Genomic DNA, 25844 nt, shown 5'->3' on the forward strand with positions numbered 1-25844 from the left:
TCAGCGCGACTTGGGCGCCTGCGCCGGGTTGGCGGGGGCCGGAGCGGCAGCGGCCGGGGCCGCAGCCTGGCCCTGACGACCGCCCGGCTGCCAGCCGGCGGGCGGGGTGATGCCGACGCTGGGCACCAGCGTGTTGAGTTCGGTCACGACCGCGGCCGTGATGTCGACGGTCGGCTGATAGGACACGGTCGCGTCGGGCGACAGGACCAGATCGACCTTCGCCTTGGTCATGGCGGCCTTCAGCGCGTCCGACAGCTTCGCGGTGATCTGTTCCTCGACATAGGCGTTGGCGAGCGCGATCGGCTGACCCAGGCGCTGCAGTTCGGCCTGCGCGGTCTGCTGCGACTGCTGGAACTGCTGATACTGGGTTTCGATCGCCGGGGTCGGCTTGCCGCCGGCCGCCTTCAGCGCCGCCTGCAGGGCGTCGCCCTTGGTCTTGAGATCGGTGTCGATCGCGGTCTTGCGCGCGGTGAAGCTGTCGATCTGCGCCTTGTAGGTGGTCTGAATCTGGGTGCGGGCGGTCGAATAGGCCGCGCTGGTGGCAACCGCGCGCTGCAGATCGACGACGGCGATGCCCTGCTTCGACTGGGCAGCGGCCGGCGCTGCGGTCAGAGCGATGGCGGTGACAGGCGCGATACCGAGCGCCAGAGCCTTGATAAACGTCTTCATCAGAATTGAGTCCCTACGTTGAAGGTGATGAGTTTGTTGTCGTCCCCTGGTTCCTTGAGCAGGGCCTTGGCGATGTCGATGCGGAACGGCCCGAAGGGCGAGTTCCAGTTGACACCGAAGCCCACGGACAGACGCGGTTTCAGCGTGTCGCCCAGATAATCTTCCTCGAACATGCCGCTCTTGGTGTCATAGCCAACAGGGCAGACCGGGCTGGCCGCCGTGCCGGTCGCACGGACGGTGCTCAGCGAACCGGTGGAGTCGGAGCAATAGCCCGCAAAGTTGATGGTGCCCGGATTCTTCAGGCCGGCAACGGCGCCGACATCCGCGAAGATCGACGGACGCAGGCCCATTTCACGGGCACCCGAACCCAGCGGAATCTCCATTTCGGCGCGGGCCATATAATAGACGCGGCCACCCAGCGCGTCATCCGACACATTATTGTTGCCGGTCTGGCGGACATAGCTGGTGGAACCGTCATCATTGGTCTGCGAAACCAGATAATAGCGCTTCACGCGCGGACCAACGCCGCGAATGTCGAAGCCGCGCATCTGCGGTTCGCCCAGGAAGAAGCGGTCGGTCAGGCGGATCGGGTCGACTTCGGCGCCGGTGGCGTCATAGCGCGTGCCCTGGAGGCTGTGGATATAGCCGCCTTCGCCCGTCAGCGAGAAGATGAAGCCGCCACCCAGACCCCAATATTTGGCAGCATTGCCGCGGGTACGGATGTAGCGGACATCGCCGCCCAGGCCGGCAAAGTCCTGGCTGAGCGTGACGGTCTGACCACGGGTGGGACGGATGCGGTTGTCGCGGGTATCATAGATCAGCGAGTAGCCGATCGACGAGGTCGTGCGCTTGCCGATGGCATCGCAGAGATAGCGGCCGGCCAGCAGCGGGTCGCAGACGCCGTCGGTATAATAGGTGTCCTTGTCCAGCGTCACGTCGTCGAAGTTCAGCGTGTAGCGCAGCGCCAGCGACACATATTCGGTGATCGGCACGCCGGCACGCAGTTGGAAGCCGGTCGTGGTCTGTTCATAGGTGGTGTCGCGATCGTTATTGCTGAGATAACGGAAGCTGTTGAGGTCGCGGCGATAGATGTCGCCGCCCAGCGCGATATTCTTGTCCATGAAATAGGGCTCGGTGAAGCCCACTTCGACCGACTTGGAATAAGCCGAATAATTGACCGAGGTGCGCAGTTCCTGGCCCTTGCCGCGGAAGTTGCGCTGGGTGATCGACGCCGAGATGATGAAGCGTTCGAGCGAGGAATAGCCGGCCGAAAGCGAGAGTTCGCCGGTCGACTTTTCCTGGACGTTGGTTTCCAGCACGATGCGGTCGGGCGCGGAGCCGGGCTTCTGCTCGATGTCCAGCTTCTCCTGGAAGAAGCCGAGCGAGTTGATGCGGTCCTTCGAGCGCTTGACCAGGAAGCTGTTGAAGGCGTCGCCTTCGGCCAGGCGGAACTCGCGGCGGACGACCTTGTCCTGGGTCAGCGTATTGCCGTTGATGTCGACGCGCTCGACATAGACGCGCGGGGCGTTGGCGATGCGGAAATTGATCCCCATCGTCAGGTCGTCCTTCGACCGATTGAAGTCGGGTTCGACCTGGGCGAAGGCATAGCCGAACAGGCCGGCGGTTTCGCTCAGCGTATCGACCGTGTCCTCGACCTGCTTGGCGTTGTACCAGTCGCCCTTCTTCATCGGCAGGCGGCGGGTCAGCGCATCGCCCGACAGGTCGCGAATGTCGCTCTCGACCTTCACGTCGCCGAACTTGTAGCGATCCCCTTCCTCGACCACATAAGTGATGATGAAGTCCTGCTTGTCGGGCGTCAGTTCCGCGACGGCCGAGATCACGCGGAAATCGGCATAGCCTTCGGTCAGGTAGAACTGGCGCAGCTTCTGCTGGTCATAGGCCAGGCGATCCGGGTCATAGCTGGTGCCCGACGAGAAGATGCGGAACCAGCGCGACTGCTTGGTCACCATCTGGCCGCGCAGTTCGCCGTCCTTGAACTTCTCGTTGCCGATGATGTTGATCTGGCGGACCTTGGACTTGGGCCCTTCCGAGATTTCGAACACGATGTCGACGCGGTTCTGGTCCAGCTGGACCATCTTGGGCTCGATCGTCGCGGCAAAGCGGCCCTGGCGGCGATACAGCTCGACGATGCGGGCGACGTCGGCGCGGACCTTGGAGCGGGTATAGATCTGGCGCGGCGCCAGTTTTATTTCGGGACGGATCTTGTCGTCCTTCAGGCGCTTATTACCTTCAAGGACGATACGGTTGATGACGGGGTTTTCCTTCACCTCGACGGTCAGCGCACCGCCATCGTTGCGGATCTGGACGTCGGCGAAGAGTTCGGTCTCATACAGGTCGCGCAGCGCCTGATCGAGCGATTCCTGGCTGAAGGCCTGGCCCACGCGCAGCTTGGTGTAGGACATGACCGTGTCCTGCTCCAGACGCTGGGTGCCGGTCACGGTGATGCTGCGGATCGTGCCTTCGGGCGTATTGGCCGTGGACGCCGCGATCGGCGCAGCCGCCGGTGCTGCCGGGGCCGCATTCTGGGCCATCGCCGGCACGGCCGACAGGCCCGCAATCATCGTCGTGGCCAACAGGGCCGCGATGATCGGACGCTGGCCCTTGCTGCTGTTCATCGCTGTCACCCGCTCACCTCAAAAAAGTAAAAAACTGTTTCGCCAGAAATAGACGGCGCCGAACCGCGCCTTCCCTGCCCGATGCGGCTCAGCCGATCAAGCCGGACAGCCGCTCCCACAATCCGAAAGACGACAAATCGTTGAAGGTCACCAGCAACATGACCGTCATCAGCAGCGCCAGACCCGACCGATAGGCCCAATCCTGCACCTGCGGGCTCACCGGCCGCCGCTGCACTGCCTCCACCCCATAGAAAAGCAGATGACCGCCATCCAGCATGGGAATTGGCAAGAGGTTGATGAACCCCAAATTAATCGAGATCAGGGCGATGAAGAAGATGAAGCTCTCCAGCCCCAGCGTCGCCGCCTGCCCCGATACCTGCGCGATCTTGAGCGGCCCGCCCAGTTCCTTGACCGAACGGTCGCCGCCGATCACCTGGCCCAGCGTCTCCACCATGGTGCGGATGATCTGGCCGGTGCGCTCGATCGCCACCACGGGCGCGCGCAGCAGGCTGACCGGTTCGATCACCGGTTCGCCCGGCGCGATGCCCAGCCGCCCGATGCGGAATTTGTTGCCAAAGCCGTCATCTTCGCTGACCGCGCCGACATGACCCTGCTTCTCGATCACCTGCCCCTTGCGGTCGAGCAGGATCGTCACCGGCTCGCCGGGACGGATCTGGGCATAAAGGCGGATGTCGTCGAAGGTGCTCATCGCCCGGCCATTGAGCGAGACGATGCGATCGCCGGGCTGGATACCGGCCATGGCAGCGGCGCTGCCCGGCTGGACCATGCCGGCGACCGCCGGGGTCCGGCTTTCGCCATGCAGGAAAGCGAAGGCAGCGAGGATCAGGATGGCGAAGAGGAAATTGATCGCCGGGCCGGCGGCGACGATCGCCGCGCGCTGCCACAGCGGCTTGGCCGGGAAGCTTTCGGCACGATCCTGCGCCGACATTTCCAGCCATTTGGGATCGGTCTGGCTGGCCGCGTTCATGTCGCCCTTGAAGCGGACATAGCCGCCCAGCGGCAGCGCCGCGAGCCGCCAGCGCGTGCCGCGCCTGTCCACCCAGGCGGCGATTTCCGGGCCGAAGCCGATCGAAAAGGCCTCCGCCTTCACCCCGCACCAGCGTCCGACCAGATAATGACCCAGTTCATGCACGAAGACGAGCGGCCCGATGACCGCCACGAAAGCCAAGATGGTCAACAGGAAACCGGGATTGTGGATCAAACCGTCAATCTTTCCATCACATCACCCGCCATAACCCGTGCCGTTGCATCGGCGTGCAGGACATCGTCCATGCAGGCAGGCATCGGCGCGCTATAGCGATTGAGAACATCCTCCACAATCATGGCGATATCAAGGAAGCCGATGCGGCCGGCCAGAAAGGCCGCCACGGCGACCTCGTTGGCGGCGTTGAGGATGGCGGCCGATGCGTCGCCCGCCTGCGCCGCCGCGCGCGCCAAGCGAAGCGCGGGAAAACGCCGGTCGTCGGGCGCCTCGAAATCCAGACGGCCGATCCGGGCCAGGTCGAGCGGCTGGCAGGGCGTGGCAATCCGCGCCGGCCAGGCCAGCGCATGGGCGATCGGGATGCGCATGTCGGGCGAGCCGAGCTGTGCCAAAGTGGACCGGTCGCGATATTCGACCATCGAATGGATGACCGATTGCGGGTGGACCAATATCTCGATCCGGTCGAGCCCGACCGGGAAGAGATGGGCCGCCTCGATCAGTTCCAGCCCCTTGTTCATCATCGTCGCGCTGTCGACGCTGATCTTCGCGCCCATCGACCAGTTGGGATGGGCCACCGCCTGCGCCGGGGTGATGGCGCGCATATCCTCATAGCCCAGGGTGCGAAACGGTCCGCCGCTCGCGGTCAGGATGATGCGGGCGACATCGTCCAGGCTGCTGCCCGCCAGGCACTGGAAGATCGCATTATGCTCGCTGTCCACCGGCAGCAGCGTCGCGCCCGATGCGGTCGCCGCCTGCATCATCAGCGCGCCGGCCGACACCAGCGACTCCTTGTTGGCCAGCGCCACCGTGCCGCCGGCCTGCAGCGCGGCGATGGTGGGCTTGAGGCCCGCGCAGCCGACGATCGCGGCCATGGTCCAGTCGGCACCCGCCGCCGCGGCATCGACCAGCGCGCCCTCGCCCGCCGCCGCCTCGACACCCGATCCGGCGAGCGCGTCCTTGAGCGCGCCATATTGGGCTTCGTCCGCGACCACGGCGATCTGCGCACCGACCGCGCGCGCGGCGGCGGCAAGGCCGGCGACATCGCGGTTGGCGGTCAGGGCAATGACCGCATAGGCATCGGGCTCGCGCTGGATCAGGTCCAGCGTCGACATGCCGACCGATCCGGTGGCGCCGAAGACGGAAACGCTGCGCATCAGGCGCCCGCCAGGACCAGATAGAGCAAGGCGGCGAGCGGCGCCGCCGCCACCACGCCGTCGAGCCGGTCCATCACCCCGCCATGGCCGGGCAACAGGTTGCTGCTGTCCTTGACGCCGGCGCGGCGCTTCATCGCGCTTTCGAGCAGATCGCCAAGCTGTGCCGCCACGGCGAGCAGGCCGCTCGCCGCCGCCAGCTGGATCGGCAGGTCGGCAAAACGATAGAGAAGGAAGCCGGTGAGCAGGGCCGCGAGCACGCCGCCACCCAGCCCCGACCAGGTCTTGGACGGGCTGACCCGTGGCGCCAGCTTGGGCCCGCCGATCGAGCGACCGGCAAAATAGGCGCCGATATCGGTCGCCCAAACCAGGCCCAGCGCCCAGAAGGCGAGCAGCAGGCCATGGCTGTCGGGCGCCTGCCCGCGCAGGAACAGCAGCGCCATCACCGGCAGGCAGATATAGAGAATGCCGAACGCCATCTTGATCGCGCGGCCGGTGATCAGCACGAAGAAGAAGGATGCCATCATCAGGCCGAAACCGAGCCAGGACACGCCCGCCGCCACTGGGCAGAGGATCGCCAGCGGCACCGAGACGGCATACATCGCCATCTTGCGCTGATCGGACGAGGCGCCGGTCAGCATGCCCCATTCGCCCATCATCAGCACACCGGCGATCGACAGCAGCATCCAGAAGACGAAGCCACCAAAGACCAGCGCGCCCACAGCCATGGCGATCAGGCCAAGGCCAACGATCGTGCGGGTCCGCAATTCACTCGACATGTTACTCACAGTCCGCCGAAACGGCGGTCCCTCATGCGGAAGGCGTCGAGCGCCTGCGCCAATGCCCGGCCATCGAAATCGGGCCAGAGCATATCGGTAAAATAGAGTTCGGCATAAGCCGCCTGCCACAGCATGAAATTGCTGAGCCGCTGTTCGCCCGAGGTGCGGATCAGCAGGTCGAGCGGCGGCAGGTCGGCGGTGTAGAGTTCGGCATCGATCGCCTCGATGCCGATATTCTCGGCCGACAATTCACCGCTTGCCACCCGCTGCGCCAGACGCTGCGCCGCGCGCACCATCTCGTCCTGCGCGCCATAGTTGAGCGCGATCGCGATCACCGGGCCAGTGTTGGCGGCGGTGCGCGCCATCGCGCCTTCGATCAGGTCGACCAGGCCAGGCTCCAGCGCCTTGTAGTTGCCGATCACCCGCAGCCGCACGCCATTGGCATGGAACTCGTCGATATCCGACTGGATGAAATGGCGCAGCAGCCCCATCAGGTCGGACACCTCGGTCGCCGGACGCTTCCAGTTCTCCGAGGAGAAGGCGTAGAGCGTAAGGCATTCAAGGCCCATATCCTGCGCCGCGCGGGCGACGCGACGTACCGCCTCCACCCCGGCGCGATGGCCGGCGATGCGCGGCAACAGCCGCTTCTTCGCCCAGCGGCCATTGCCGTCCATGATGATGGCGACATGACGCGCACCATGGGCAGGCGCAGCGCTGGTAAGATCGGGCTTGGCTTGTGTGGCCATCAGATAGGAATGCGTGCTTTGGCCGCGAAAGAAAAGCCCCGGCTTACTGGCCGAGGATTTCCTTTTCCTTGGCCGAAGCGGCCGCGTCGATATCCACGATGGTGGCGTCGGTCAGCTTCTGGACTTCGGTTTCCAGACGCTTGCGCTCGTCTTCGCTGATCTCGCCCTTCTTCTCGTCGGTCTTCAGGCTGTCCATACCGTCGCGACGGACGTTGCGGACGGCGACGCGCGCGCCTTCGGCATATTTGCTGGCGAGCTTGGCCAGTTCCTTGCGGCGTTCCTCGGTGAGGTCCGGGATCGGCAGGCGCAGCGTCTGGCCGTCGACGATCGGGTTGAGCCCCAGGCCCGCCGAGCGGATCGCCTTGTCGCAGGGGCCGACATTGGCCTTGTCCCACACCTGGACCGACAGCATGCGCGGCTCGGGCGCCGACACGGTGGCGACCTGGTTCAGCGGCATGTTGGCGCCATAGACGGTGACCATGACGGGATCGAGCAGCTGCACATTGGCGCGGCCGGTGCGCAGACCGGTGAGATCGCCCTTCAGCGCTTCGATTGCGCCGGCCATGCGGCGTTCGAGGTCGGACTTGTTATACTGGGCCATTATTAGCGCTCCTGATTTTGCACGATCGTCGCGGTGCCTTCACCCGCCAGCACCTTGGCCAGGTTGCCTTCCTCGCGGATGTTGAAGACGACGATGGGAATATGATTTTCACGGCACAGCGCGATCGCGCTGGCGTCCATGACCTTGAGATTGTCGGTCAGCACCTGGTCGAAGCTGATTGCCTCATAGCGGGTGGCGTCCGCCACCTTCTTGGGATCGGCATCATAGATGCCATCGACACTGGTGCCCTTGAACAGCGCGTCGCAGTTCATTTCCGCCGCGCGCAGGGCCGCCGTGGTATCGGTGGTGAAGAAGGGATTGCCGGTGCCCGCCGCGAAGATCACGATCCGGCCCTTCTCCATGTGGCGCACAGCCTTGCGCCGGATATAGGGCTCGCACACCGACGCCATCGGAATGGCCGACTGAACGCGGGTGTCGCAGCCGATCTTTTCCAGCGCATTCTGCACCGCCAGCGCATTCATGACGGTCGCCAGCATGCCCATATAGTCGGCGCTGGTGCGGTCAAAGCCCTTGGCCGCGCCGGCCAGGCCGCGGAAGATGTTGCCGCCACCGACGACCACGCACAGTTCGAAGCCCGCATCCTTCGCGGCGGCGATTTCCCCAGCGACGCGATCGACGGTCTCGGGATCGATGCCGAACTGGCCGGACCCCATCAGCACCTCGCCCGACAATTTCAGCAGGATGCGTTTGAAGGCTGGCCGGGTCATGTGGGGCAAGAATCCTTGATGGTTGGCAGGGGAAGCGGCCGGGACATTAGAGGCGGTAAAGCGCGATGCCAAGGGGCGTTTGTCGTGCGCTCCAGCCTCTTCATGGAGAAAGCGGCACCGATGGCGCCCGGCCCGACCGGCGCCGACCGCCGAACGCACCACGCTCTCATAGAAAAAGGGCGCCCCGCAGGACGCCCCTTCCCTTTGCTTGTCGCTCGATCGGCGATCAGGCGCCGGCGGCAGCAGCCACTTCGGCGGCGAAGTCGCTGACTTCCTTCTCGATGCCTTCGCCCAGCTGGAAGCGGACATAGGATTTGAGCGAGATCGACTTGCCGGCATCCTTGGCCGCCTTGGCCACGACGTCGGCGATCGGGGTCTTGTTGTCCATCACGAACAGCTGCGAGAGCAGAGCCTGCTCCTTGGCGAACTTGGCGACCGCACCGTCGACCATCTTGGCGACGATTTCGGCGGGCTTGCCCGATTCGGCAGCCTTTTCAGCGGCGATCGCGCGCTCACGCTCCAGCAGGGCCGGATCGATGTCGTCGGCCGACAGGGCCAGCGGGAAGGCAGCGGCGATGTGCATGGCCAGCTGCTTGCCCAGCGGCTCCAGAACGTCGGCGGGGGCATCGCCTTCGAGCGCGACGAGCACGCCGATCTTGCCGAGACCCGGCGCAGCAGCGTTGTGCACGTAGGGCACGACAACGCCTTCGGTCACTTCGACATGGGCGACGCGACGCAGATTCTGGTTTTCGCCGATGGTGGCGATGTTGGCGACCAGCTTTTCGGCGATGGTGCCGCCGGCGGGGTGCGGCTGGGCCGACAGGGCCTCGGCGTCAGCCGCGCCCGATTCCAGCGCAACGGTCGACACGGTGCGAACGAAGTCCTGGAACTGGTCGTTCTTGGCAACGAAGTCGGTTTCGCTGTTCACTTCGACGGCAACACCCTTGGTGCCGGCGACGGCAACGCCGACCAGGCCTTCAGCGGCGGTGCGGCTCGACTTCTTCTGGGCAGCAGCCAGACCCTTGGCGCGCAGCCAGTCGGTCGCCGCTTCGATGTCGCCATTGGCTTCGGTGAGGGCCTTCTTGCAATCCATCATGCCCGCGCCCGAACGGTCGCGCAGTTCCTTGACGGCGGCAGCGGTAATCTCGGCCATGTTGAGGCTCCTAAATCAAAAGGGGTTTAATCAGATAAGCACTAGGGCGCGTTCCGTAATGGACCGCGCCCTAGCCTGTCATTCTTGCAGTTCGAAGACCGCGGATCAGGCCTGCGCGACGACCTCTTCGGCCTCGGGCTCGTCCAGAGCGCCCAGGTCGATGCCCGAAGCCTGCTGCGCACCACGGTTGCCCTTGGTGGCGGCGGCGGCAACGGCGTCGCAGTAGAGGCGGATGGCGCGGCTGGCGTCATCGTTCGCCGGAACCGGGAAGGCGATGCCGTCGGGCGAGACGTTCGAGTCGAGGATCGCGACAACCGGGATACCCAGGGTGTTGGCTTCCTTGATCGCCAGCTCTTCCTTGTTGGCGTCGATCACGAACATGACATCGGGGATGCCGTTCATGTCGCGGATGCCGCCCAGCGACAGTTCCAGCTTCTCGCGCTCGCGGGTCATCTGGAGGACTTCCTTCTTGGTGAAGCCGTGGGTATCGCCCGACAGCTTCTCTTCGAGGGTCTTCAGGCGCTTGATCGAGCCCGAGATGGTCTTCCAGTTGGTGAGCATGCCGCCCAGCCAGCGGTGGTTGACGAAGTGCTGGCCCGACTTGCGGGCGGCTTCGGCGATCGGATCCTGGGCCTGGCGCTTGGTGCCGACGAACAGAACCTTGCCGCCGCCGGCGACGGTGGCCGACACGAAGTCGAGGGCGCGCGCGAAGAGCGGCACGGTCTGCGACAGGTCAAGGATGTGGATGCCGTTGCGGTCGCCGAAGATGTACGGCTTCATCCGCGGGTTCCAGCGGTGGGTCTGGTGGCCGAAGTGGGCGCCAGCCTCGATCAATTGCTGCATGGTGACGACGGGGGTCGCCATAATCATTTCTCCTTCCGGTTGCTACCTCTGGGAATCAGGAACCTTGGATGGTCTCAAAGACCCGTCCGGCACCGGATATGTCGATTCCCATGTGGAATGGGCGCGCCTTTAACGCCCAAAACCCCGTTGCGCAAGGGGTTGACTCGCTCTCAATATGAGAACATAAAGTGAACAAATGGAACAAACAGTCTAAACGCCCGTTTGCACCGACATAGTGAGCCTAACTGTGCAAATGGCAAGATAGAAAGTCAGCGGCCATGTTCACCATTGTTGCAGCGACCATTTTCTCCGCCGCCTTCCTGCTGGCGGTCGGCACCATTGCCTGGATGTTTGCGCTCTATCATCAGAAGATGGCGGCAGCTTTGCTGTTCGAGCCGATTCCCCAGAACCCGCCCGTCTATCATATCCGCATCACGCGGAACCGCGTTCGCCAGCCGGGCCGCACCACTACCCTGTCCGCCCCCGCCCTGCCCGGCAGCGCCCTCGCTGCCTGAACAGGACTTCCGGCTCAGCCAACAGGCTGCTTGCGCACCTTGGCGTAGGACAGGATGCCGAACGGGATCAGCAGCACATAGACGCCGCAGATCAGCAGCAGAGTGAACCAGGGCTGGGTCGCCAGCGCCGCCGCCAGCAGGCCGACAAAGGCGATGAGTTCCAGCCGGATGCGCTTGCGCAGCCGCAGCGCCGACCAGCTATAGGTGGCGATGCTGGAGATCATCAGGAAGGCCACGAACGCGGTCCAGGGCGCGACCACATACCAGGCGCGGAAAATCTCTTCGCCCGTCACCAGCCACAGATAGAGCGGCACGAAGGTGAGGCCAGCGCCGGCCGGGGCCGGCACGCCGGTCAAAAAGCCGGCCGATTTGTGCGGCTGTTCCTCGACATCGATATTGGCGTTGAACCGCGCCAGACGCAGCGCGCAGGACAGGGCATGGGCAAGCGCGAAGATCCAGCCGAATTTCGGCATGGCATGCAGCGACCAAAGATAGAGGATCAGCGCCGGCGCGACGCCAAAGGCAATCGAATCGGAAAGCGAATCCAGTTCGGCGCCAAAACGGCTCTCGCCCCGCAGCATCCGGGCGATCCGGCCGTCCAGTCCGTCGAGCACGCCGGCGAACAGGATGGACAATACCGCCCGCTCCCACTCGCCCGAAATGCCGTAGCGCACGCCGGTGAGGCCGAAGCACAGCGCCATCGCCGTCACCGCATTGGGCGCCAGCATACGCAGCGTGATGCCGCGCCGCAGCCCGCGCGGAACGGCGCGACGCCGCCTCACTGCTGGATGCCCGCAATCACGCGGCGATCGCCGATCTGGCCCAGGATCGTCTCGCCCGCAACGGTGCGCTGGCCCAGGATCACGCGCGGCGCGGTGCCGGCGGGCAGATAGACGTCGACGCGGCTGCCAAAGCGGATGAGGCCGATGCGCTGGCCGGCGGCGACCATGTCGCCCGGCTTGACGAAGGGCACGATGCGGCGCGCGACAAGGCCGGCAATCTGGGTGAAGCCGACGCGCAAGCCGTCATGACGCTCGACCAGGATATGCTGACGCTCATTATCCTCGCTCGCCTTGTCGAGATCGGCGTTGAGGAACTTGCCGGAAATATAGGTGACGGCCTTCACCGTGCCGCCGATCGGGGTACGGTTGATATGGACGTCGAACACGCTCATGAAGATCGACACGCGGATCAGCGGCTGATCGCCCAGGCCATCAGGGCCGGCCATCTCGCGCGGCGGCGGCACGCGCTGGATCAGCGTCACCAGGCCATCCGCCGGGGCGATGATCGCGCCTTCATCCTGCGGCACGGCGCGGATCGGATCGCGGAAGAAGGCCAGCACCCAGATGGTGACCATCAGCATCAGCCAGCCGATGATTTCCCAGCCCATCACGAAGAACAGGCCGGTGATCGCAGCCGCGATCGCGCCGAACTTCACCCCTTCGGGATGGACCGAGGGGAAGCGCCATTTGACATTGCCGCCTGCGGCAATCGTGATCTCGTCATTTTCCATGGGCATGTCTTTAGGGGGAGACATTGATCCTGACAACGACGATCCCCGTCCTTGGCTCCCGGCATGAACGCGCATCGCACAACAGTCTTGCGCATGCATCGCATGATCGGCCGGAAATCCGGCGCTGGACGGTTGAACATTGGCGGCGCAGGCCGTAGGGCGTCCCCATAATTCCACCCAAGAGAAGAAGGCGAATAGGCGCTATGGCGAAGATCAAGGTGAAAAACCCCGTCGTGGAAATCGACGGCGACGAAATGACCCGCATCATCTGGGAATGGATCCGTGAGCGCCTCATTCTCCCCTATCTCGACGTCGACCTGAAATATTATGACCTGTCGGTCGAGAAGCGCGACGAGACCAGCGACCAGATCACGATCGACGCGGCCAACGCGATCAAGGAATATGGCGTCGGCGTGAAGTGCGCCACCATCACCCCGGACGAAGCGCGCGTCGAGGAATTCGGCCTCAAGAAGATGTGGAAGTCGCCCAACGGCACGATCCGCAACATCCTGGGCGGCGTCGTGTTCCGCGAACCGATCGTCATCAAGAATGTCCCCCGCCTGGTTCCGGGCTGGACCGACCCGATCGTCGTCGGCCGTCACGCCTTTGGTGACCAGTATAAGGCGACCGATTTCAAGGTGCCCGGCGCCGGCACGCTGACCATGAAGTGGGTCGGCACCAATGGCGAGGAACTCGAATATGAAGTGTTCGAATTCCCCAGCGCTGGCGTTGCCATGGGCATGTACAATCTCGACGAATCGATCCGCGATTTCGCCAAGGCCAGCTTCAACTATGGCCTGAACCGCGGCTGGCCCGTCTATCTGTCGACCAAGAACACCATCCTCAAGGCCTATGACGGCCGCTTCAAGGATCTGTTCCAGGAAGTGTTCGACGCCGAATTCGCCGACAAGTTCAAGGCGGCCGGCATCGTCTACGAACATCGCCTGATCGACGACATGGTCGCTTCGGCGCTGAAGTGGAGCGGCAAGTTCGTCTGGGCCTGCAAGAATTATGACGGCGACGTCCAGTCGGACACCGTGGCCCAGGGCTTCGGCTCGCTCGGCCTGATGACCTCGGTCCTGCTGTCGCCCGACGGCAAGACTGTGGAAGCCGAAGCCGCGCACGGCACCGTCACCCGCCACTATCGCCAGCACCAGCAGGGCAAGGCGACCTCGACCAACCCGATCGCCTCGATCTTCGCCTGGACCCAGGGCCTGTCGTTCCGCGGCAAGTTCGACGACACGCCGGACGTCGTGAAGTTCGCCGAGACGCTGGAGCAGGTCTGCATCAAGACCGTCGAAGGCGGCGCGATGACCAAGGATCTGGCCCTGCTGATCGGCCCGGATCAGGCCTGGATGACCACGGAGCAGTTCTTCGAGGCGATCCGCGTCAATCTGGAAGCCGAAATGGCCAAGTGGGCCTGATAAAGGCTTTTTACCGGAACTGATCGCTTCCTGAAGCTTTCAATACGGAAACGGAACGAGGCGGCGCCGCATCCCGGCGCCGCCTTTTCCTTTTCGGATTGATGCGACGGGAGCAAAGAATGACCACGACAGCCAAGAAGCGCCTGGAAGTCCGGGCGGCGGTGCCCGGCGATGTGCGCGGCATCCAGCGGCTGATCGCCCGCGCCTATCCCGGCATGCCCAATTATTCGCTGGCCACGATCCGCGGCCAGATCAACAATTTCCCCAATGGCTGCTTCGTCGCCCTCTATGACAGCAAGGTCGTGGGCTATTGCGCCACCATGCGCGTCAGCAAGGCGATGGCCTTTTCCCATCATGACTGGGAGGAGATCACCGCCAACGGTTTCGGCACCCGCCACAGCGCGGCGGGCGAATGGCTTTATGGCTATGAAATGGCGGTCGATCCCAAGCTGCGCGGCCTGCGCATCGGCCAGCGTCTCTATGACGAGCGCAAGGAACTGGCCGAGGAACTCGACCTGCACGGCATCGTCATTGCGGGCCGCATGCCCGGCTATGCCCGCGCCAAGCGCCGCGCCGGCAGCGCAGCCGACTATCTGGAAAAGGTGGTCAGCGGCAAGCTGCGCGACCAGGTCATCAGCTTCCAGTTGAAGAACCAGTTCGAGCCGCTGGGCGTGCTCGAAAATTACCTGCCCGAAGACAAGCAGTCGGACGGACATGCCGCGCATCTGGTCTGGCGCAACCCCTATGTCGACCCGGACGAAGCGCCGGAAATGCGGGTGCCGCGCGGCGTCGAAAGCGTCCGCCTCGCCACCTGTCAGCTTCAGGCGCGCGCGGTGAAGGATTTCGACGAGTTCGTCCGCAACATCGAATATTTCGTCGATGTGGCGGCCGATTACCGATCGGACTTCATCGTCTTCCCCGAGCTGTTCACCCTGCCCCTGCTCTCCTTCGAAACCAAGAAACTGTCGCCGATCGAAGCGATCGACAAGCTGACCGGCTATACCCCGCGCCTGACCAAGGAACTGACGCGGATGGCGCTGGAATATAATATCAACATCATCGGCGGATCGCACCCGACCCGCGCCGATGATGGCGACATCCAGAATATCGCCTATGTCGCGCTGCGCGACGGATCGGTCCACACCCAGGAGAAGATCCACCCGACCCCCAACGAGGCCTTCTGGTGGAACATCAAGGGCGGCGACGCGCTCGACGTGATCCAGACCGATTGCGGCCCGATCGGCGTGCTGATCTGCTATGACAGCGAATTTCCCGAACTGGCCCGGCGCCTGGTCGATCAGGGCGCGCGCATCATCTTCGTCCCCTTCTGCACCGACTCGCGCCTGGGCTATATGCGCGTGCGCTATTGCGCGCAGGCCCGCGCGATCGAGAATCAATGCTATGTCGTGATGTCGGGCAATGTCGGCAACCTGCCGAACGTCGACAATATGGACATCCAATATGCGCAGAGCGCGATCCTGACGCCGTGCGACCTGCCCTTCGCCCGTGACGGAATCGCGGCCGAGGCAAGCGAGAATGTCGAGACGCTGACCATGGCGGACGTGAACCTGGCCGACCTCAGCTGGGCGCGGGCCGAAGGCACGGTCCGCAACCTGCGCGACCGCCGCTTCGACCTCTATCATATCGACTGGGACAGCAATCCCGACCACAGCCACGCACCAAGCGGCGGCCCGGTGCCGGCCGGTGGCCATAATTCACCGGGTGGTGGCTGATCGAAGCGCGAGCAGCCAAAGCCCCTGCCAGCATGACGGCAGGGGCAGTCCGGCTCACTCGACGGTGACACTCTTCGCCAGATTGCGCGGCTGATCGACATCGGTGCCCTTGAGCACGGCGACATGATAGGCGAGCAGCTGCACCGGCACGGCATAGACCATCGGCGCGATCAGCGGGTGGACCTTGGGCATGGTGATGGTGGCGAGGCACCCCTCGCCCGCCGCCTGCACCCCGTCATAGTCGGAAATCAGCACCACCTTGCCGCCGCGCGCCTGCACCTCCTGCATGTTGCTGACGGTCTTTTCGAACAGGGGGCCGCTGGGCGCGATGCAGATCACCGGCACCAGTTCGTCGATCAGCGCGATCGGGCCATGCTTCATCTCGCCGGCGGCATAGCCTTCGGCATGGATATAGCTGATTTCCTTGAGTTTCAGCGCGCCTTCCAGCGCCAGCGGATAGTCGGTGCCGCGGCCGAGATACAGGACATCGCGCGCCGGCACGATATGATGGGCCATCGCCTCGATCGCCTCATCATAGGCGAGCGCGCCGTTGATCGCGGCGGGCGCTTCGGCGAGGTGACGGACAATTTCCTTTTCATCCTTGGCGCTGAGCTTGCCCTTGGCCCGCGCCAGATTGGCGGCGAAGGCAGCGAGCACGGCAAGCTGGCAGGTGAAGGCCTTGGTGGAGGCAACGCCGATTTCCGGGCCGGCATGGGTCGGCAGCAGCAGGTCGGCCTCGCGCGCCATGCTGCTGGTCGGCACATTGACGACGACGGCGATCTTCTGCCCCTGGGCGCGGGCATAGCGCAGCGCAGCAAGCGTGTCGGCGGTCTCGCCCGACTGGCTGATGAACAGGGCCAGGCCGCCCTCCTCCATCACCGGTTCCCGATAGCGGAACTCGGAGGCGAAATCCAAATCGACCGGCACGCGGGCGAATTGTTCGAACCAGTAACGCGCGACCATGCCGGCATAGAAGCTGGTGCCGCAAGCGACGATGGTGACGCGGCGAATGGTCGACAGGTCGAAATCGGGGATCGGCAGCGATACGCGATCATCCATCCGCTGCAGATAGGCCTTGAGCGTCTGGGCCACGACGACCGGCTGCTCATAGATTTCCTTCTGCATGAAGTGGCGGTGATTGCCCTTGTCGATCATCGCGCCGGACACGCCGGAAATGGTGACCGGGCGTTCGACCGGGTTATTGTCCTTGTCGAAAATCTCGGCGCCGTCCCTGGTGATGACGACCCAGTCGCCCTCGTCCAGATAGGCGATGCGCTGGGTCAGCGGCGCCAGCGCCAGCGCATCGGACCCCAGGAAGGTTTCGCCATCGCCATAGCCCACGACCAGCGGCGAGCCGAGGCGCGCGCCGATCAGCATGTCGGGATGACTCTTGAACAGGATGGCGAGCGCGAATGCGCCGTGCAGGCGCGGCAACACCTGCGCCACGGCCTCCTTCGGCGCCACGCCCTGCTCCACCAGTTCGCTGACCAGATGGGCAACCACCTCGGTGTCGGTCTGGCTGTCGAAGGTGCGGCCGCGGGCAATCAGTTCGTCGCGCAGCGGCTTGAAATTCTCGATGATGCCATTGTGGACCAGCGCCACTTCGCCGGTCGCATGCGGGTGCGCATTGCTGGTGGTCGGCGCGCCATGGGTGGCCCAGCGGGTATGGGCGATGCCGGTGGTGCCGGCCAGCGGCGAGGCGGCCAATTCCTTGACCAGATTGTTGAGCTTGCCCTCGGCCCGGCGGCGATCGATCCGGCCATCATGCACGGTGGCGACGCCGGCACTGTCATAACCGCGATATTCCAGCCGCTTGAGGCCATCGACCAGCCGCTCCGCAACCTGATCCTTACCAATAATTCCGATGATACCGCACATGGTGGAAAGCCCCGCCGAACCAGATTAGTCAGATAGCGTCCATATAGGACAGCTTTGTCGCCATGCCATTAATGCCGGTCAGGCGACAGCGCCATGGCTGAGCCATGAAAAGAATGTCATCGAGGCCGGATGGTGATCAGCCAGATGTCGGGCGGCGCCAGCATGCGGAAGGGCAGGCCGCTGGTGCCCACGCCTCCGGACACGATCATCGCCTTCTTGCCATCCTGATAGCGGCCGCAGGCATAGCGGGTACCATAGCGGGAGGGGACATAGACGATCCCGGCAAAGGGCAGTGCCACCTGACCGCAATGGGTATGGCCGACCAGGGTCAGCGACGGTGCATCGGGCAGCAGCGGAAAGACATCGGGCCCGTGCGACAGGATCACCGGCGCGCCACCGATGTCCTGCATCGCCTTCAGCGTATCGGGTATGTCGGGCTTGCGGGTATAGATATCCTTGAGCCCGCCGATCGCCAGCGGCCCGCGCCGCACCGCGCCATCCTGTACCAGGGTGATGCCCAGATCGGCAAAGGCGCGCTGCCAGTCGTCGGCGCTCAGTGCCACCCGGTTCTTCCTGCTGCGGCTGTCATGATTGCCCAGCACCGCGACCACACCCATCGGCGCGCGCAGCCCGGCGAAGGGCGCGATCGCGTGGCGCGCATCATAGGTCGCGCCCCATTTATTGTCGCCGATATAGTCGCCGCCCAGCAGGATCAGGTCCGGCTTGAGGCCGTTGATCCGGGCCACGATCCGCGCCATCCGCGCCGGGCTGTTGTCCGGCCCAGACAGATGGGTGTCGGTCAGCAGCGCGACCCGGATCGGCTGCTGCGACGCGCCCGCCGGGAAAGGCAGCACGACATCGGCGCGCCGCACGACCGGCATGGCGCGCGCATTCATCAACAGCCAGAGCGGCCCTGCCACTGCGATCAGCAACAGGAACAGCAGGGCGGACAGAAACGGCCGGCGCCGGATGAAATTCAAGCCTTCGCCTTCCGCTCGCGCATGCGGGTGCGGAACGCCGCCGCCCAGCCCGGCTTGCTTTCCTGTTGCGGGCGGACGAGGCACAGCGCGTCGGCCGGAACCGGCTTGGTCACGACACTGCCCGCCGCGACGATCGCGCCATCGCCGATCGTCGCCGGCGCGACCAGCGCGCTGTTGGAGCCGATGAAGGCCCCCGCGCCGATCTGCGTCTTATATTTGAAGAAGCCGTCATAGTTACAGGTGATGGTGCCCGCACCGATATTGGCCGCTGCGCCGACGCTGGCGTCGCCGATATAGGACAGGTGATTGACCTTCGCCCCTTCGTCTAGGCGCGCCTTCTTGATCTCGACGAAATTGCCGACCTTCGCCTTGGGGCCGATATCGGCGCCGGGGCGCAGCCGGGCATAGGGGCCGATGTCGGCGCCGCTGGCCACGGTCGCGCCTTCCAGATGGGAGAAGGCATGGATGACGACATTGTCGGCGATGGTGACACCCGGACCGAAGACGACATTGGGTTCGACCGTCACGTCGCGGCCCAGCACCGTGTCGTACGAGAAGAAGACGGTCTGCGGCGCGACCAGGGTCACGCCCTCACGCATTGCCTCGGCCCGGCGGCGGTCCTGCCACACGGCTTCGACGCCGGCCAGTTCGGCGCGGCTGTTCACGCCGGCCACTTCCCACGCTTCCGTCTCGATCACGGCGCTGTTCGCGCCGGGCAGCATGATGATGTCGGGCAGATAATATTCGCCGGCCGCATTGTTGTTGCCGATCTGGTCGAGCAGCACGAACAGGTCGCTCGCCCGCACCGCCATCAGGCCGCTATTGCACAGGGTGACGGCGCGCTCGGCCTCGCTCGCATCCTTAAACTCGACCATCTTCTCGATGATGCCCTGGCCATCGGCGATGATCCGGCCATAGGCGGCGGCATCGTCCGGTCGAAAGCCCAGCACCACCGCGCGCGGCTCGTCACCCCGGCTCAGCCGATCGAGCATCGCCTGCATCGTCGCGCCGCTGACCAGCGGCACGTCGCCATAGAGGATCAGCACGTCGCCGGCGAACCCCGCCAGCGCATCATGCGCCTGCGCCACGGCATGACCGGTGCCAAGCTGCTGTTCCTGCACGGCGATGGCGACGCCGCTGCCCTCGACCGCCTTTTCGACCTGCTCGCGGCCGGCGCCGACCACGACCACCTGCCTCTCGGGCAGCAGGTCCGCGACGCTGGCAAGCAGGTGCAGCAACATCGGCCGCCCAGCGATCGGGTGCAGCACCTTGTGCGTGCCGGACTTCATCCTTGTGCCCTGCCCGGCGGCAAGGATGACGACTGCTAGGGGGCGAGGTGCGGTCACGGCGAGCGCGTCCTTTTCGTTCAAGTGGTCTGGAATATCACGGCTCTCTGCCATGTTTGCCTTGCCATTGCCACCGCCGACGCGGCATGGCGATGCCATGGCACGCTTATCCTTCGACATTGTCGGCTTCGACCTCGACGGCACCCTGCTCGACACCAGCGGCGATCTGGCCGCGGCGGTCAATTATGCCATCGGCACGATCGGCCGAGCCCCCTTCCCGGTCGATTCCATCCGGCCCTTCGTGGGCAAGGGGGCCAAGGTGATGCTGCAGCGCGCGCTCGACGCGTCGGGCGGCTATGACGAGGCGATCCTCGACCAGACGCTGCCGATCCTGCTCGATTATTATGAACAGAATCTGGCGCTCCATTCCCTGCCCTATCCCGGCATGATGGCGATGCTGGATGCTCTGACGGCGCGCGGCGTGAAGCTCGCCATCTGCACCAACAAGGCGGAACGCTTCACGATTCCCTTGCTGCACCAATTGGGCCTGTTCGACCGTTTCGCCTCGGTCGTGGCCGGTGACACGGTTGGTATTGCCAAGCCCGATCCGGCGCCGATCCATGCGATGATCGAGCGGGCCGGTGGCGGCCGCACCATCTTCCTGGGCGACACGATCAACGACATTGCCGGCGCCCGCAATGCCGGCATTCCCAGCATCGCGGTCAGCTTCGGCTTCCTCGACGGTCCGGTCGAAAATCTGGAGGCCGATGCGGTGATCCACCATTTCGACGAACTGGTGCCAATGCTGGAAGCCTGGCCGGCATGACCCTGCGCCTGGAACGGGACGGCGCGGTCGCCCGGCTGCTGATCGACCGGGCCGATCGCCGCAACGCCATGACCCAGGCGATGTGGGAGGCGCTGCCCCATCTGGTCGCCGATGCCACGGCCGATGCGGACATCCGCGTGCTGATCCTCGCCTCGGCGACGCCCGGCCTGTTCTGCGCCGGCGCCGACATCAACGAATTTGCCGCCTGTTCGGGCGATGGCGACTGGCGCGCCGCCAACCAGGCCGCGATCCGCGCCACCCAATATGCGCTGGCCCATGCCGACAAGCCGGTGATCGCGGCGATCGACGGCGATTGCGTCGGCGGCGGATGCGGCCTGGCGATCGCCTGCGACCTGCGCATCGCGGCGCCGACCGCACGGCTGGGCATCACCCCGGCCAAGCTCGGCATCGTCTATTCGTTGTTCGACACCCGTCTGCTGGTCGATCTGGTCGGGCCGGCACGGGCCAAGCGCATCCTGTTCACCGGCGCGCTGCACGATGCCAAAGCGGCCCTTGCCATCGGCCTGGTTGACGAGATCGCGGCCGATCCGCTGGCCGCCGCTGACGCACTGGCCCACGAGATTGCGGCCAATGCCCAGCATAGCGTGCGCGCGTCCAAGGCGATGGTTCGCCGCATCCTCGACGGTCAGGCGGATGACGACATGGTGACGCTGGAAATGTTCCGCGACGCCTTCACCTATCCCGACTTTGCCGAAGGGGTCGCGGCGTTCCGCGAGAAGCGCAAGCCGCATTTCTGATCCGGGTTAGGCAGTTTCCCCGCTCGGCCCGTCGCAACCGTTACGCTCTCTTAACCATCGACATTTACCGGAAAATGCAGGATGGCGCTCCTGCATGACGCGACGTCATGCCGTCATGCTGCACAAAGGATCGGTCGCGCTTCGTGGGTGAGAATTTCGCCTTCTTCCTGCCCATCATGATGGCCAGCTTCGGCGTCGCCTTCCTCATCGTCTGGGGCTGGGGGGCGCGGGAAGCGGGCTGGTGGAGCGGCGCCTTCTTCAGCGTCGCCATGGGCTTTGCCGTGCCGGTCGCGTTCGACTTCCTGCCGACGGGCCTGTGGGGCATCGTCGCCGACACCGCCTTTGCCACCGGCTTCCTGCTGTTCAGCCAGGCGCTGCTGACGCGCTGGCGCCCCAATTGGGTGCTGGGGCTGCGCATCTCCATCTGGGCGATATCGATCCTGATCTGCAGCTTTGCAGTGATGCGGGACATCGTCCCGCTGGAACTGGTGTCGTCCGACTTCGGTTGCTTCCTGCTGATTTCCATTCCGCTGATCGCCGGGCGTGGCCAGTTGCGCGGCTGGCCCGATCGCGCCCTCTATGCCGCCGTCACCCTGGTGGCGCTCGACAATCTGCTGCGCGGCAGCAGCGTGTCCTTCACCCTGCCCGGCGGCGTAGCGTTCCGCGACAGCCAATATGCCTTCCTGATGCAGGCGCTGGCCTGCATGTTCGGCCTGTTCCTGGCCCTCTCCGCACTCGCGGCGGCCATGCAGGACGTGCTCACCCGCTATCGCCATGATGCCCATGTCGATCCGCTGTCCGGCCTGCTCAATCGCCGCGGGTTCGAGGAAGCGGTGGCGCGCCATGATGCCAGCGGCAGCCTGATCGCCTGCGACATCGATCATTTCAAGCGCGTCAACGATGCCCATGGTCACGGGCTGGGCGACCGGGTGATCGTCGCGCTCGCCGATGCGCTGCGGGCACTGGCTCCGGCCGATGCCGTCATCGCTCGCTTCGGCGGCGAGGAGTTCATCCTCTTCCTGCCCGGTGCAGACCCCGCCATGGCGACCGGCATTGCCGATGCCATCCGGCTGCGCTTCGCCGAACAGGCGGCAAGCCGGCTTGGCCTGCCCGGCCCGCTCACCGCCAGCTTCGGCCTCACCAGCCTGCATCGTGCCGACCGCTCAATCCATGACGCGATCGCACGGGCCGACAGCGCGCTCTATGAAGCGAAGGAAAAGGGCCGCAACCGCGTCGCCATTCGGCCCGCGCTGGCGCCCGCCGGCGATGCTCAGTCGAGCCGCGCCATCGCCTGAAGAAAAGCGTCGCGCGCGGCCTGGCGCTTGAGCCGCCGGCGTCGCAGCAGGATCGCGACCGCGCCGAAGGGCAGACACACCGCCAGCCCCAGGGCCGTCTGCGGCAATATCTGCAGCGTCATTTCGGGATGGCAGACGATCGCGATGATGTCGGCCAGCGCGGTCAGCACCGAAAAGATGATCCACAGGGCGAAAAACAGCCGCTCCGGATTGGCCGACGGCACCGACTGGCTGGAGGGGAATTGGTTCATGCGCGTCCGATAGAACAGCGCGCGCCCTTCCCCAAAAGAAAAAGGCCCCCGCTTGGCGGAGGCCCCTTCCCTTATCCTGCGATAGCGCAGTCGATCACATGTGGATCGGCTTGCCGGTCACGGCCATCGCCGCTTCCTTGATCGCTTCGCTGTGCGTTGGATGCGCATGGCAGGTGTAAGCGATGTCTTCGCTCGACGCGCCGAATTCCATGGCCTGCGCCGCCTGTGCGATCATCGTGCCGGCGACGGTGGCGATGATCCACACGCCCAGCACCTTGTCGGTTTCGGCGTCGGCAATGATCTTCACGAAGCCGTCGGGCTCGTGATTGGTCTTCGCACGGCTGTTCGCCATCATCGGGAACTTGCCGACCTTGACGGCGCCACGTTCCTTGGCGGCTTCCTCGGTCAGGCCCACGCCCGCGATTTCCGGCTTGGTGTAAACCACCGAGGGGATCACGTCATGATTCACGATGCCGGTCAGGCCCGCGATATTCTCGGCGACGGCAATGCCTTCGTCCTCGGCCTTGTGCGCCAGCATCGGGCCGGGGATGACGTCACCAATCGCCCAGACGCCCGGAACCTTGGTGCCGAACTCATGGTCGGTCTCGATCTGACCGCGCGCGTTCAGCTCCAGGCCGATCTTGTCGAGGCCCAGGCCCTCGGTGTTGGGACGACGACCGATCGACACCAGGACGACATCAGCCTCGATCTTCTCGGCTTCGCCACCGGCAGCGGGTTCGACGGTCAGGGTCACGCCCGACTTGCCGACTTCGGCACCGGTCACCTTGGTGCCGAGCTTATATTCGAAGCCCTGCTTCTTGAAGATCTTGTTGGCTTCCTTGCGGACTTCGCCGTCCATGCCGGGCAGGATCTGGTCGAGATATTCGACCACGGTCACCTTGGCGCCCAGGCGCTTCCAGACCGAACCCAGTTCCAGGCCGATGACGCCGCCGCCGACGACGACCAGATGGCCCGGAACCTTGTCCAGTTCCAGCGCGCCGGTCGAATCGACGATCTTGCCGCCCGCATTGTCCACGGCCACGCCCGGCAACGGGGCGACCGACGAACCGGTGGCGATGACGATGTTCTTCGCCGTCACCTTCTCGCCATTCACTTCGACGGTGTTGGCGCCGGTGAAGCTGGCCAGGCCCTTGAGCCAGGTCACCTTGTTCTTCTTGAACAGATATTCGATGCCGCCGGTCAGGCCCTTGATGGCATCGACGCGCTGGCCCTGCATGGTGGGTAGGTCCAGGCTCATCTTGTCGATCTTGACGCCCAGCTTGGCGAGCGCGCCGTTGGTGGCCTCGTCATAGAGTTCCGAGGCGTGCAGCAGCGCCTTCGACGGGATGCAGCCGACGTTGAGGCAGGTGCCGCCCAGGGTCTCGCGGCTTTCGGCGCAGGCAGTCTTCAGGCCCAGCTGAGCAGCACGGATCGCGGCGACATAGCCACCCGGGCCAGCACCGATAACCAGGACGTCATAATCGAAATCGGACATGGGGTTTTCCCTTCTCCAGTCATGCCAGCCAAACTGGCATCGCTCTGCCCCAAATCAAGGGCAAGAGGCGCCCCGGCCGAAGCCGGGGCAACAATAAATGGTGATTATTACAGGTCGATCAGCAGACGGGTCGGATCCTCGATCGCGTTCTTGACCGCGACAAGGAAGGTCACCGCTTCACGACCGTCGATCAGGCGATGGTCATAGCTGAGCGCCAGATACATCATCGGGCGGATCACGATCTGGCCGTTACGGACGACCGGGCGGTCCTCGATGCGGTGCAGGCCCAGAACCGCCGACTGGGGCGGATTGATGATCGGGCTGGACAGCAGCGAACCGAACACGCCGCCGTTGGAGATGGTGAAGGTGCCGCCCTTCATATCTTCCATCGTCAGCTTGCCTTCCTTGGCCTTCTTGCCGAAGCCGCCGATGGTCTTTTCAATGGCAGCGACGCTCAGGCTTTCCGCATTGCGGATGACCGGAACGACCAGGCCGGTCGGGGCCGAAACGGCGACCGAGATGTCGGCGAAGTCGTTATAGACGATTTCGTCGCCTTCGATCTGCGCGTTGACGCCCGGAATGTCCTTCAGCGCCATGCAGACGGCCTTCGTGAAGAAGCCCATGAAGCCCAGACGGACGCCATGCTTCTTCTCGAACAGATCCTTGTACTTGGCGCGCGCCTCGATGACGTTGGTCATGTCGACGTCGTTGTACGTGGTCAGCAGGGCAGCGTTGTTCTGCGCTTCCTTCAGACGCTTGGCGACGGTCTGGCGCAGGCGGGTCATCTTGACGCGTTCCTGCTTGCGGCTGGGGCCAGCGGCCGGGGCGTCGGCGGCAGGCGCCGAAGCCGGGGTCGCAGCAGCGGCCTTGGCAGTGCCGGCGGCGACGGCAGCGGTGACGTCGTCCTTGGTCAGACGGCCGTCCTTGCCGGTGCCCTTGATCTTGCTCGGGTCAAGACCATGCTCCAGCACCAGGCGGCGGACCGCCGGCGACAGGGTCAGGCTGCCGCCCTCTTCGTCGTCCGATGCAGCCGGGGCCGAAGCGGCCGGCGCGGGCGCAGCGGCTTCCGCCTTGGCGGCGGGAGCAGCGGCAGCAGCCGGCGCGGCAGCAGCGGCACCGCCTTCGTTCACATAGGCCAGCAGCGCGCCGACCTCGACCGTATCGCCTTCCTTGGCGACCAGGTCACCCATGACACCGGCGACCGGCGACGGCACGTCGACCGCGACCTTGTCGGTTTCCAGGCTGACGATCGGCTCGTCGGCCTTGACCGCTTCACCCGGCTTCTTGAGCCACTGACCGACGGTTGCTTCGGTAACGGATTCGCCCAGCGTGGGGACTTTGACTTCGGTTGCCATGTGCTTT

The 25844-nt window shown here is 64.8% G+C and carries 24 protein-coding genes; 6 read left to right on the forward strand and 18 right to left on the reverse strand.

Annotated features, from left to right (window positions below):
• From AC0KVN_RS13015 to rpsB, 10 genes are all read right to left on the reverse strand, one after another.
• The gene (locus tag AC0KVN_RS13015) at positions 1 to 669 is read right to left on the reverse strand and encodes an OmpH family outer membrane protein (RefSeq protein ID WP_004211184.1); all 669 of its coding nucleotides are present in this window, start codon (positions 667 to 669) and stop codon (positions 1 to 3) included.
• Positions 669 to 3305, reverse strand: coding sequence for an outer membrane protein assembly factor BamA (gene bamA / locus AC0KVN_RS13020; RefSeq protein WP_435567353.1), 2637 nt, complete (start codon positions 3303 to 3305; stop codon positions 669 to 671). Before bamA ends, AC0KVN_RS13015 begins: the two co-directional genes overlap by 1 nt.
• An 88-nt stretch (positions 3306 to 3393) precedes the next feature.
• On the reverse strand, positions 3394 to 4527 hold the full coding sequence (rseP, locus tag AC0KVN_RS13025; RefSeq protein WP_017499846.1) for an RIP metalloprotease RseP: 1134 nt from the start codon (positions 4525 to 4527) through the stop codon (positions 3394 to 3396).
• Complete coding sequence (locus AC0KVN_RS13030; RefSeq protein ID WP_435567352.1) at positions 4524 to 5681, reverse strand: 1-deoxy-D-xylulose-5-phosphate reductoisomerase; 1158 nt, start codon at positions 5679 to 5681, stop codon at positions 4524 to 4526. Before AC0KVN_RS13030 ends, rseP begins: the two co-directional genes overlap by 4 nt.
• Positions 5681 to 6457 (reverse strand): phosphatidate cytidylyltransferase, encoded by a 777-nt coding sequence (locus AC0KVN_RS13035; protein ID WP_435567351.1) that lies wholly within the window; start codon positions 6455 to 6457, stop codon positions 5681 to 5683. Before AC0KVN_RS13035 ends, AC0KVN_RS13030 begins: the two co-directional genes overlap by 1 nt.
• A gap of 5 nt (positions 6458 to 6462) precedes the next feature.
• On the reverse strand, positions 6463 to 7203 hold the full coding sequence (locus tag AC0KVN_RS13040) for an isoprenyl transferase (protein ID WP_435567350.1): 741 nt from the start codon (positions 7201 to 7203) through the stop codon (positions 6463 to 6465).
• 43 nt (positions 7204 to 7246) lie between these two features.
• Positions 7247 to 7804, reverse strand: coding sequence for a ribosome recycling factor (gene frr, locus AC0KVN_RS13045; RefSeq protein ID WP_004211176.1), 558 nt, complete (start codon positions 7802 to 7804; stop codon positions 7247 to 7249).
• Positions 7805 to 7806: 2 nt separating this feature from the next.
• The gene (gene pyrH / locus AC0KVN_RS13050; protein WP_004211175.1) at positions 7807 to 8532 is read right to left on the reverse strand and encodes a UMP kinase; all 726 of its coding nucleotides are present in this window, start codon (positions 8530 to 8532) and stop codon (positions 7807 to 7809) included.
• Positions 8533 to 8758: 226 nt separating this feature from the next.
• Entirely contained in the window at positions 8759 to 9685 is a 927-nt protein-coding gene (tsf, locus tag AC0KVN_RS13055; RefSeq protein ID WP_010337470.1) for a translation elongation factor Ts, read from the reverse strand.
• Between the two features lie 105 nt (positions 9686 to 9790).
• On the reverse strand, positions 9791 to 10549 hold the full coding sequence (rpsB, locus tag AC0KVN_RS13060; RefSeq protein WP_010337471.1) for a 30S ribosomal protein S2: 759 nt from the start codon (positions 10547 to 10549) through the stop codon (positions 9791 to 9793).
• Positions 10550 to 10806: 257 nt separating this feature from the next.
• Here rpsB and AC0KVN_RS13065 point away from each other — a divergent pair, with 257 nt between their 5' ends.
• Positions 10807 to 11043: a hypothetical protein gene (locus AC0KVN_RS13065; RefSeq protein ID WP_214866142.1), complete on the forward strand. Its 237-nt coding sequence runs from the start codon at positions 10807 to 10809 to the stop codon at positions 11041 to 11043.
• Positions 11044 to 11057: 14 nt separating this feature from the next.
• Here the strand turns inward: AC0KVN_RS13065 and AC0KVN_RS13070 are convergent, their stop codons facing one another.
• Positions 11058 to 11771: a CDP-alcohol phosphatidyltransferase family protein gene (locus AC0KVN_RS13070; RefSeq protein ID WP_048937892.1), complete on the reverse strand. Its 714-nt coding sequence runs from the start codon at positions 11769 to 11771 to the stop codon at positions 11058 to 11060.
• Positions 11772 to 11821: 50 nt separating this feature from the next.
• Complete coding sequence (locus AC0KVN_RS13075; RefSeq protein ID WP_029547694.1) at positions 11822 to 12556, reverse strand: phosphatidylserine decarboxylase; 735 nt, start codon at positions 12554 to 12556, stop codon at positions 11822 to 11824.
• Positions 12557 to 12759: 203 nt separating this feature from the next.
• On the opposite strand from AC0KVN_RS13075, the gene AC0KVN_RS13080 reads away from it, so the two are divergent.
• Complete coding sequence (locus AC0KVN_RS13080) at positions 12760 to 13980, forward strand: NADP-dependent isocitrate dehydrogenase (RefSeq protein WP_004211167.1); 1221 nt, start codon at positions 12760 to 12762, stop codon at positions 13978 to 13980.
• A gap of 119 nt (positions 13981 to 14099) precedes the next feature.
• Entirely contained in the window at positions 14100 to 15713 is a 1614-nt protein-coding gene (locus AC0KVN_RS13085) for a bifunctional GNAT family N-acetyltransferase/carbon-nitrogen hydrolase family protein (protein WP_017501588.1), read from the forward strand.
• A 54-nt stretch (positions 15714 to 15767) separates the two neighbouring features.
• Here AC0KVN_RS13085 and glmS read toward each other — a convergent pair whose 3' ends face one another.
• The 3 genes from glmS to glmU form a co-directional block, all read right to left on the reverse strand.
• A complete protein-coding gene (gene glmS, locus AC0KVN_RS13090; RefSeq protein ID WP_069336802.1) occupies positions 15768 to 17591 on the reverse strand; it encodes a glutamine--fructose-6-phosphate transaminase (isomerizing) in 1824 nt (607 codons plus the stop codon).
• A gap of 116 nt (positions 17592 to 17707) precedes the next feature.
• On the reverse strand, positions 17708 to 18571 hold the full coding sequence (locus tag AC0KVN_RS13095; protein ID WP_435567349.1) for a metallophosphoesterase: 864 nt from the start codon (positions 18569 to 18571) through the stop codon (positions 17708 to 17710).
• On the reverse strand, positions 18568 to 19860 hold the full coding sequence (glmU, locus tag AC0KVN_RS13100; protein WP_435567442.1) for a bifunctional UDP-N-acetylglucosamine diphosphorylase/glucosamine-1-phosphate N-acetyltransferase GlmU: 1293 nt from the start codon (positions 19858 to 19860) through the stop codon (positions 18568 to 18570). Before glmU ends, AC0KVN_RS13095 begins: the two co-directional genes overlap by 4 nt.
• 154 nt (positions 19861 to 20014) lie before the next feature.
• Between glmU and AC0KVN_RS13105 the strand changes: the two genes are divergently transcribed.
• The 3 genes from AC0KVN_RS13105 (at position 20015) to AC0KVN_RS13115 (ending at position 22736) form a co-directional block, all read left to right on the forward strand.
• A complete protein-coding gene (locus AC0KVN_RS13105; protein ID WP_435567348.1) occupies positions 20015 to 20683 on the forward strand; it encodes an HAD family hydrolase in 669 nt (222 codons plus the stop codon).
• Positions 20680 to 21441, forward strand: coding sequence for an enoyl-CoA hydratase/isomerase family protein (locus tag AC0KVN_RS13110; RefSeq protein ID WP_435567347.1), 762 nt, complete (start codon positions 20680 to 20682; stop codon positions 21439 to 21441). Before AC0KVN_RS13105 ends, AC0KVN_RS13110 begins: the two co-directional genes overlap by 4 nt.
• A 143-nt stretch (positions 21442 to 21584) precedes the next feature.
• Entirely contained in the window at positions 21585 to 22736 is a 1152-nt protein-coding gene (locus AC0KVN_RS13115) for a GGDEF domain-containing protein (protein ID WP_435567346.1), read from the forward strand.
• Here the strand turns inward: AC0KVN_RS13115 and AC0KVN_RS13120 are convergent.
• From AC0KVN_RS13120 to odhB, 3 genes are all read right to left on the reverse strand, one after another.
• The gene (locus tag AC0KVN_RS13120; protein ID WP_435567345.1) at positions 22712 to 22987 is read right to left on the reverse strand and encodes a hypothetical protein; all 276 of its coding nucleotides are present in this window, start codon (positions 22985 to 22987) and stop codon (positions 22712 to 22714) included. The genes AC0KVN_RS13115 and AC0KVN_RS13120 overlap by 25 nt on opposite strands.
• A gap of 94 nt (positions 22988 to 23081) precedes the next feature.
• Entirely contained in the window at positions 23082 to 24482 is a 1401-nt protein-coding gene (gene lpdA, locus AC0KVN_RS13125) for a dihydrolipoyl dehydrogenase (RefSeq protein WP_435567344.1), read from the reverse strand.
• Positions 24483 to 24589: 107 nt separating this feature from the next.
• Positions 24590 to 25837, reverse strand: coding sequence for a 2-oxoglutarate dehydrogenase complex dihydrolipoyllysine-residue succinyltransferase (gene odhB, locus AC0KVN_RS13130; RefSeq protein ID WP_435567343.1), 1248 nt, complete (start codon positions 25835 to 25837; stop codon positions 24590 to 24592).
• Positions 25838 to 25844 lie beyond the last annotated feature (7 nt).

It is taken from the genome of Sphingobium sp. SG1 (assembly GCF_057063145.1).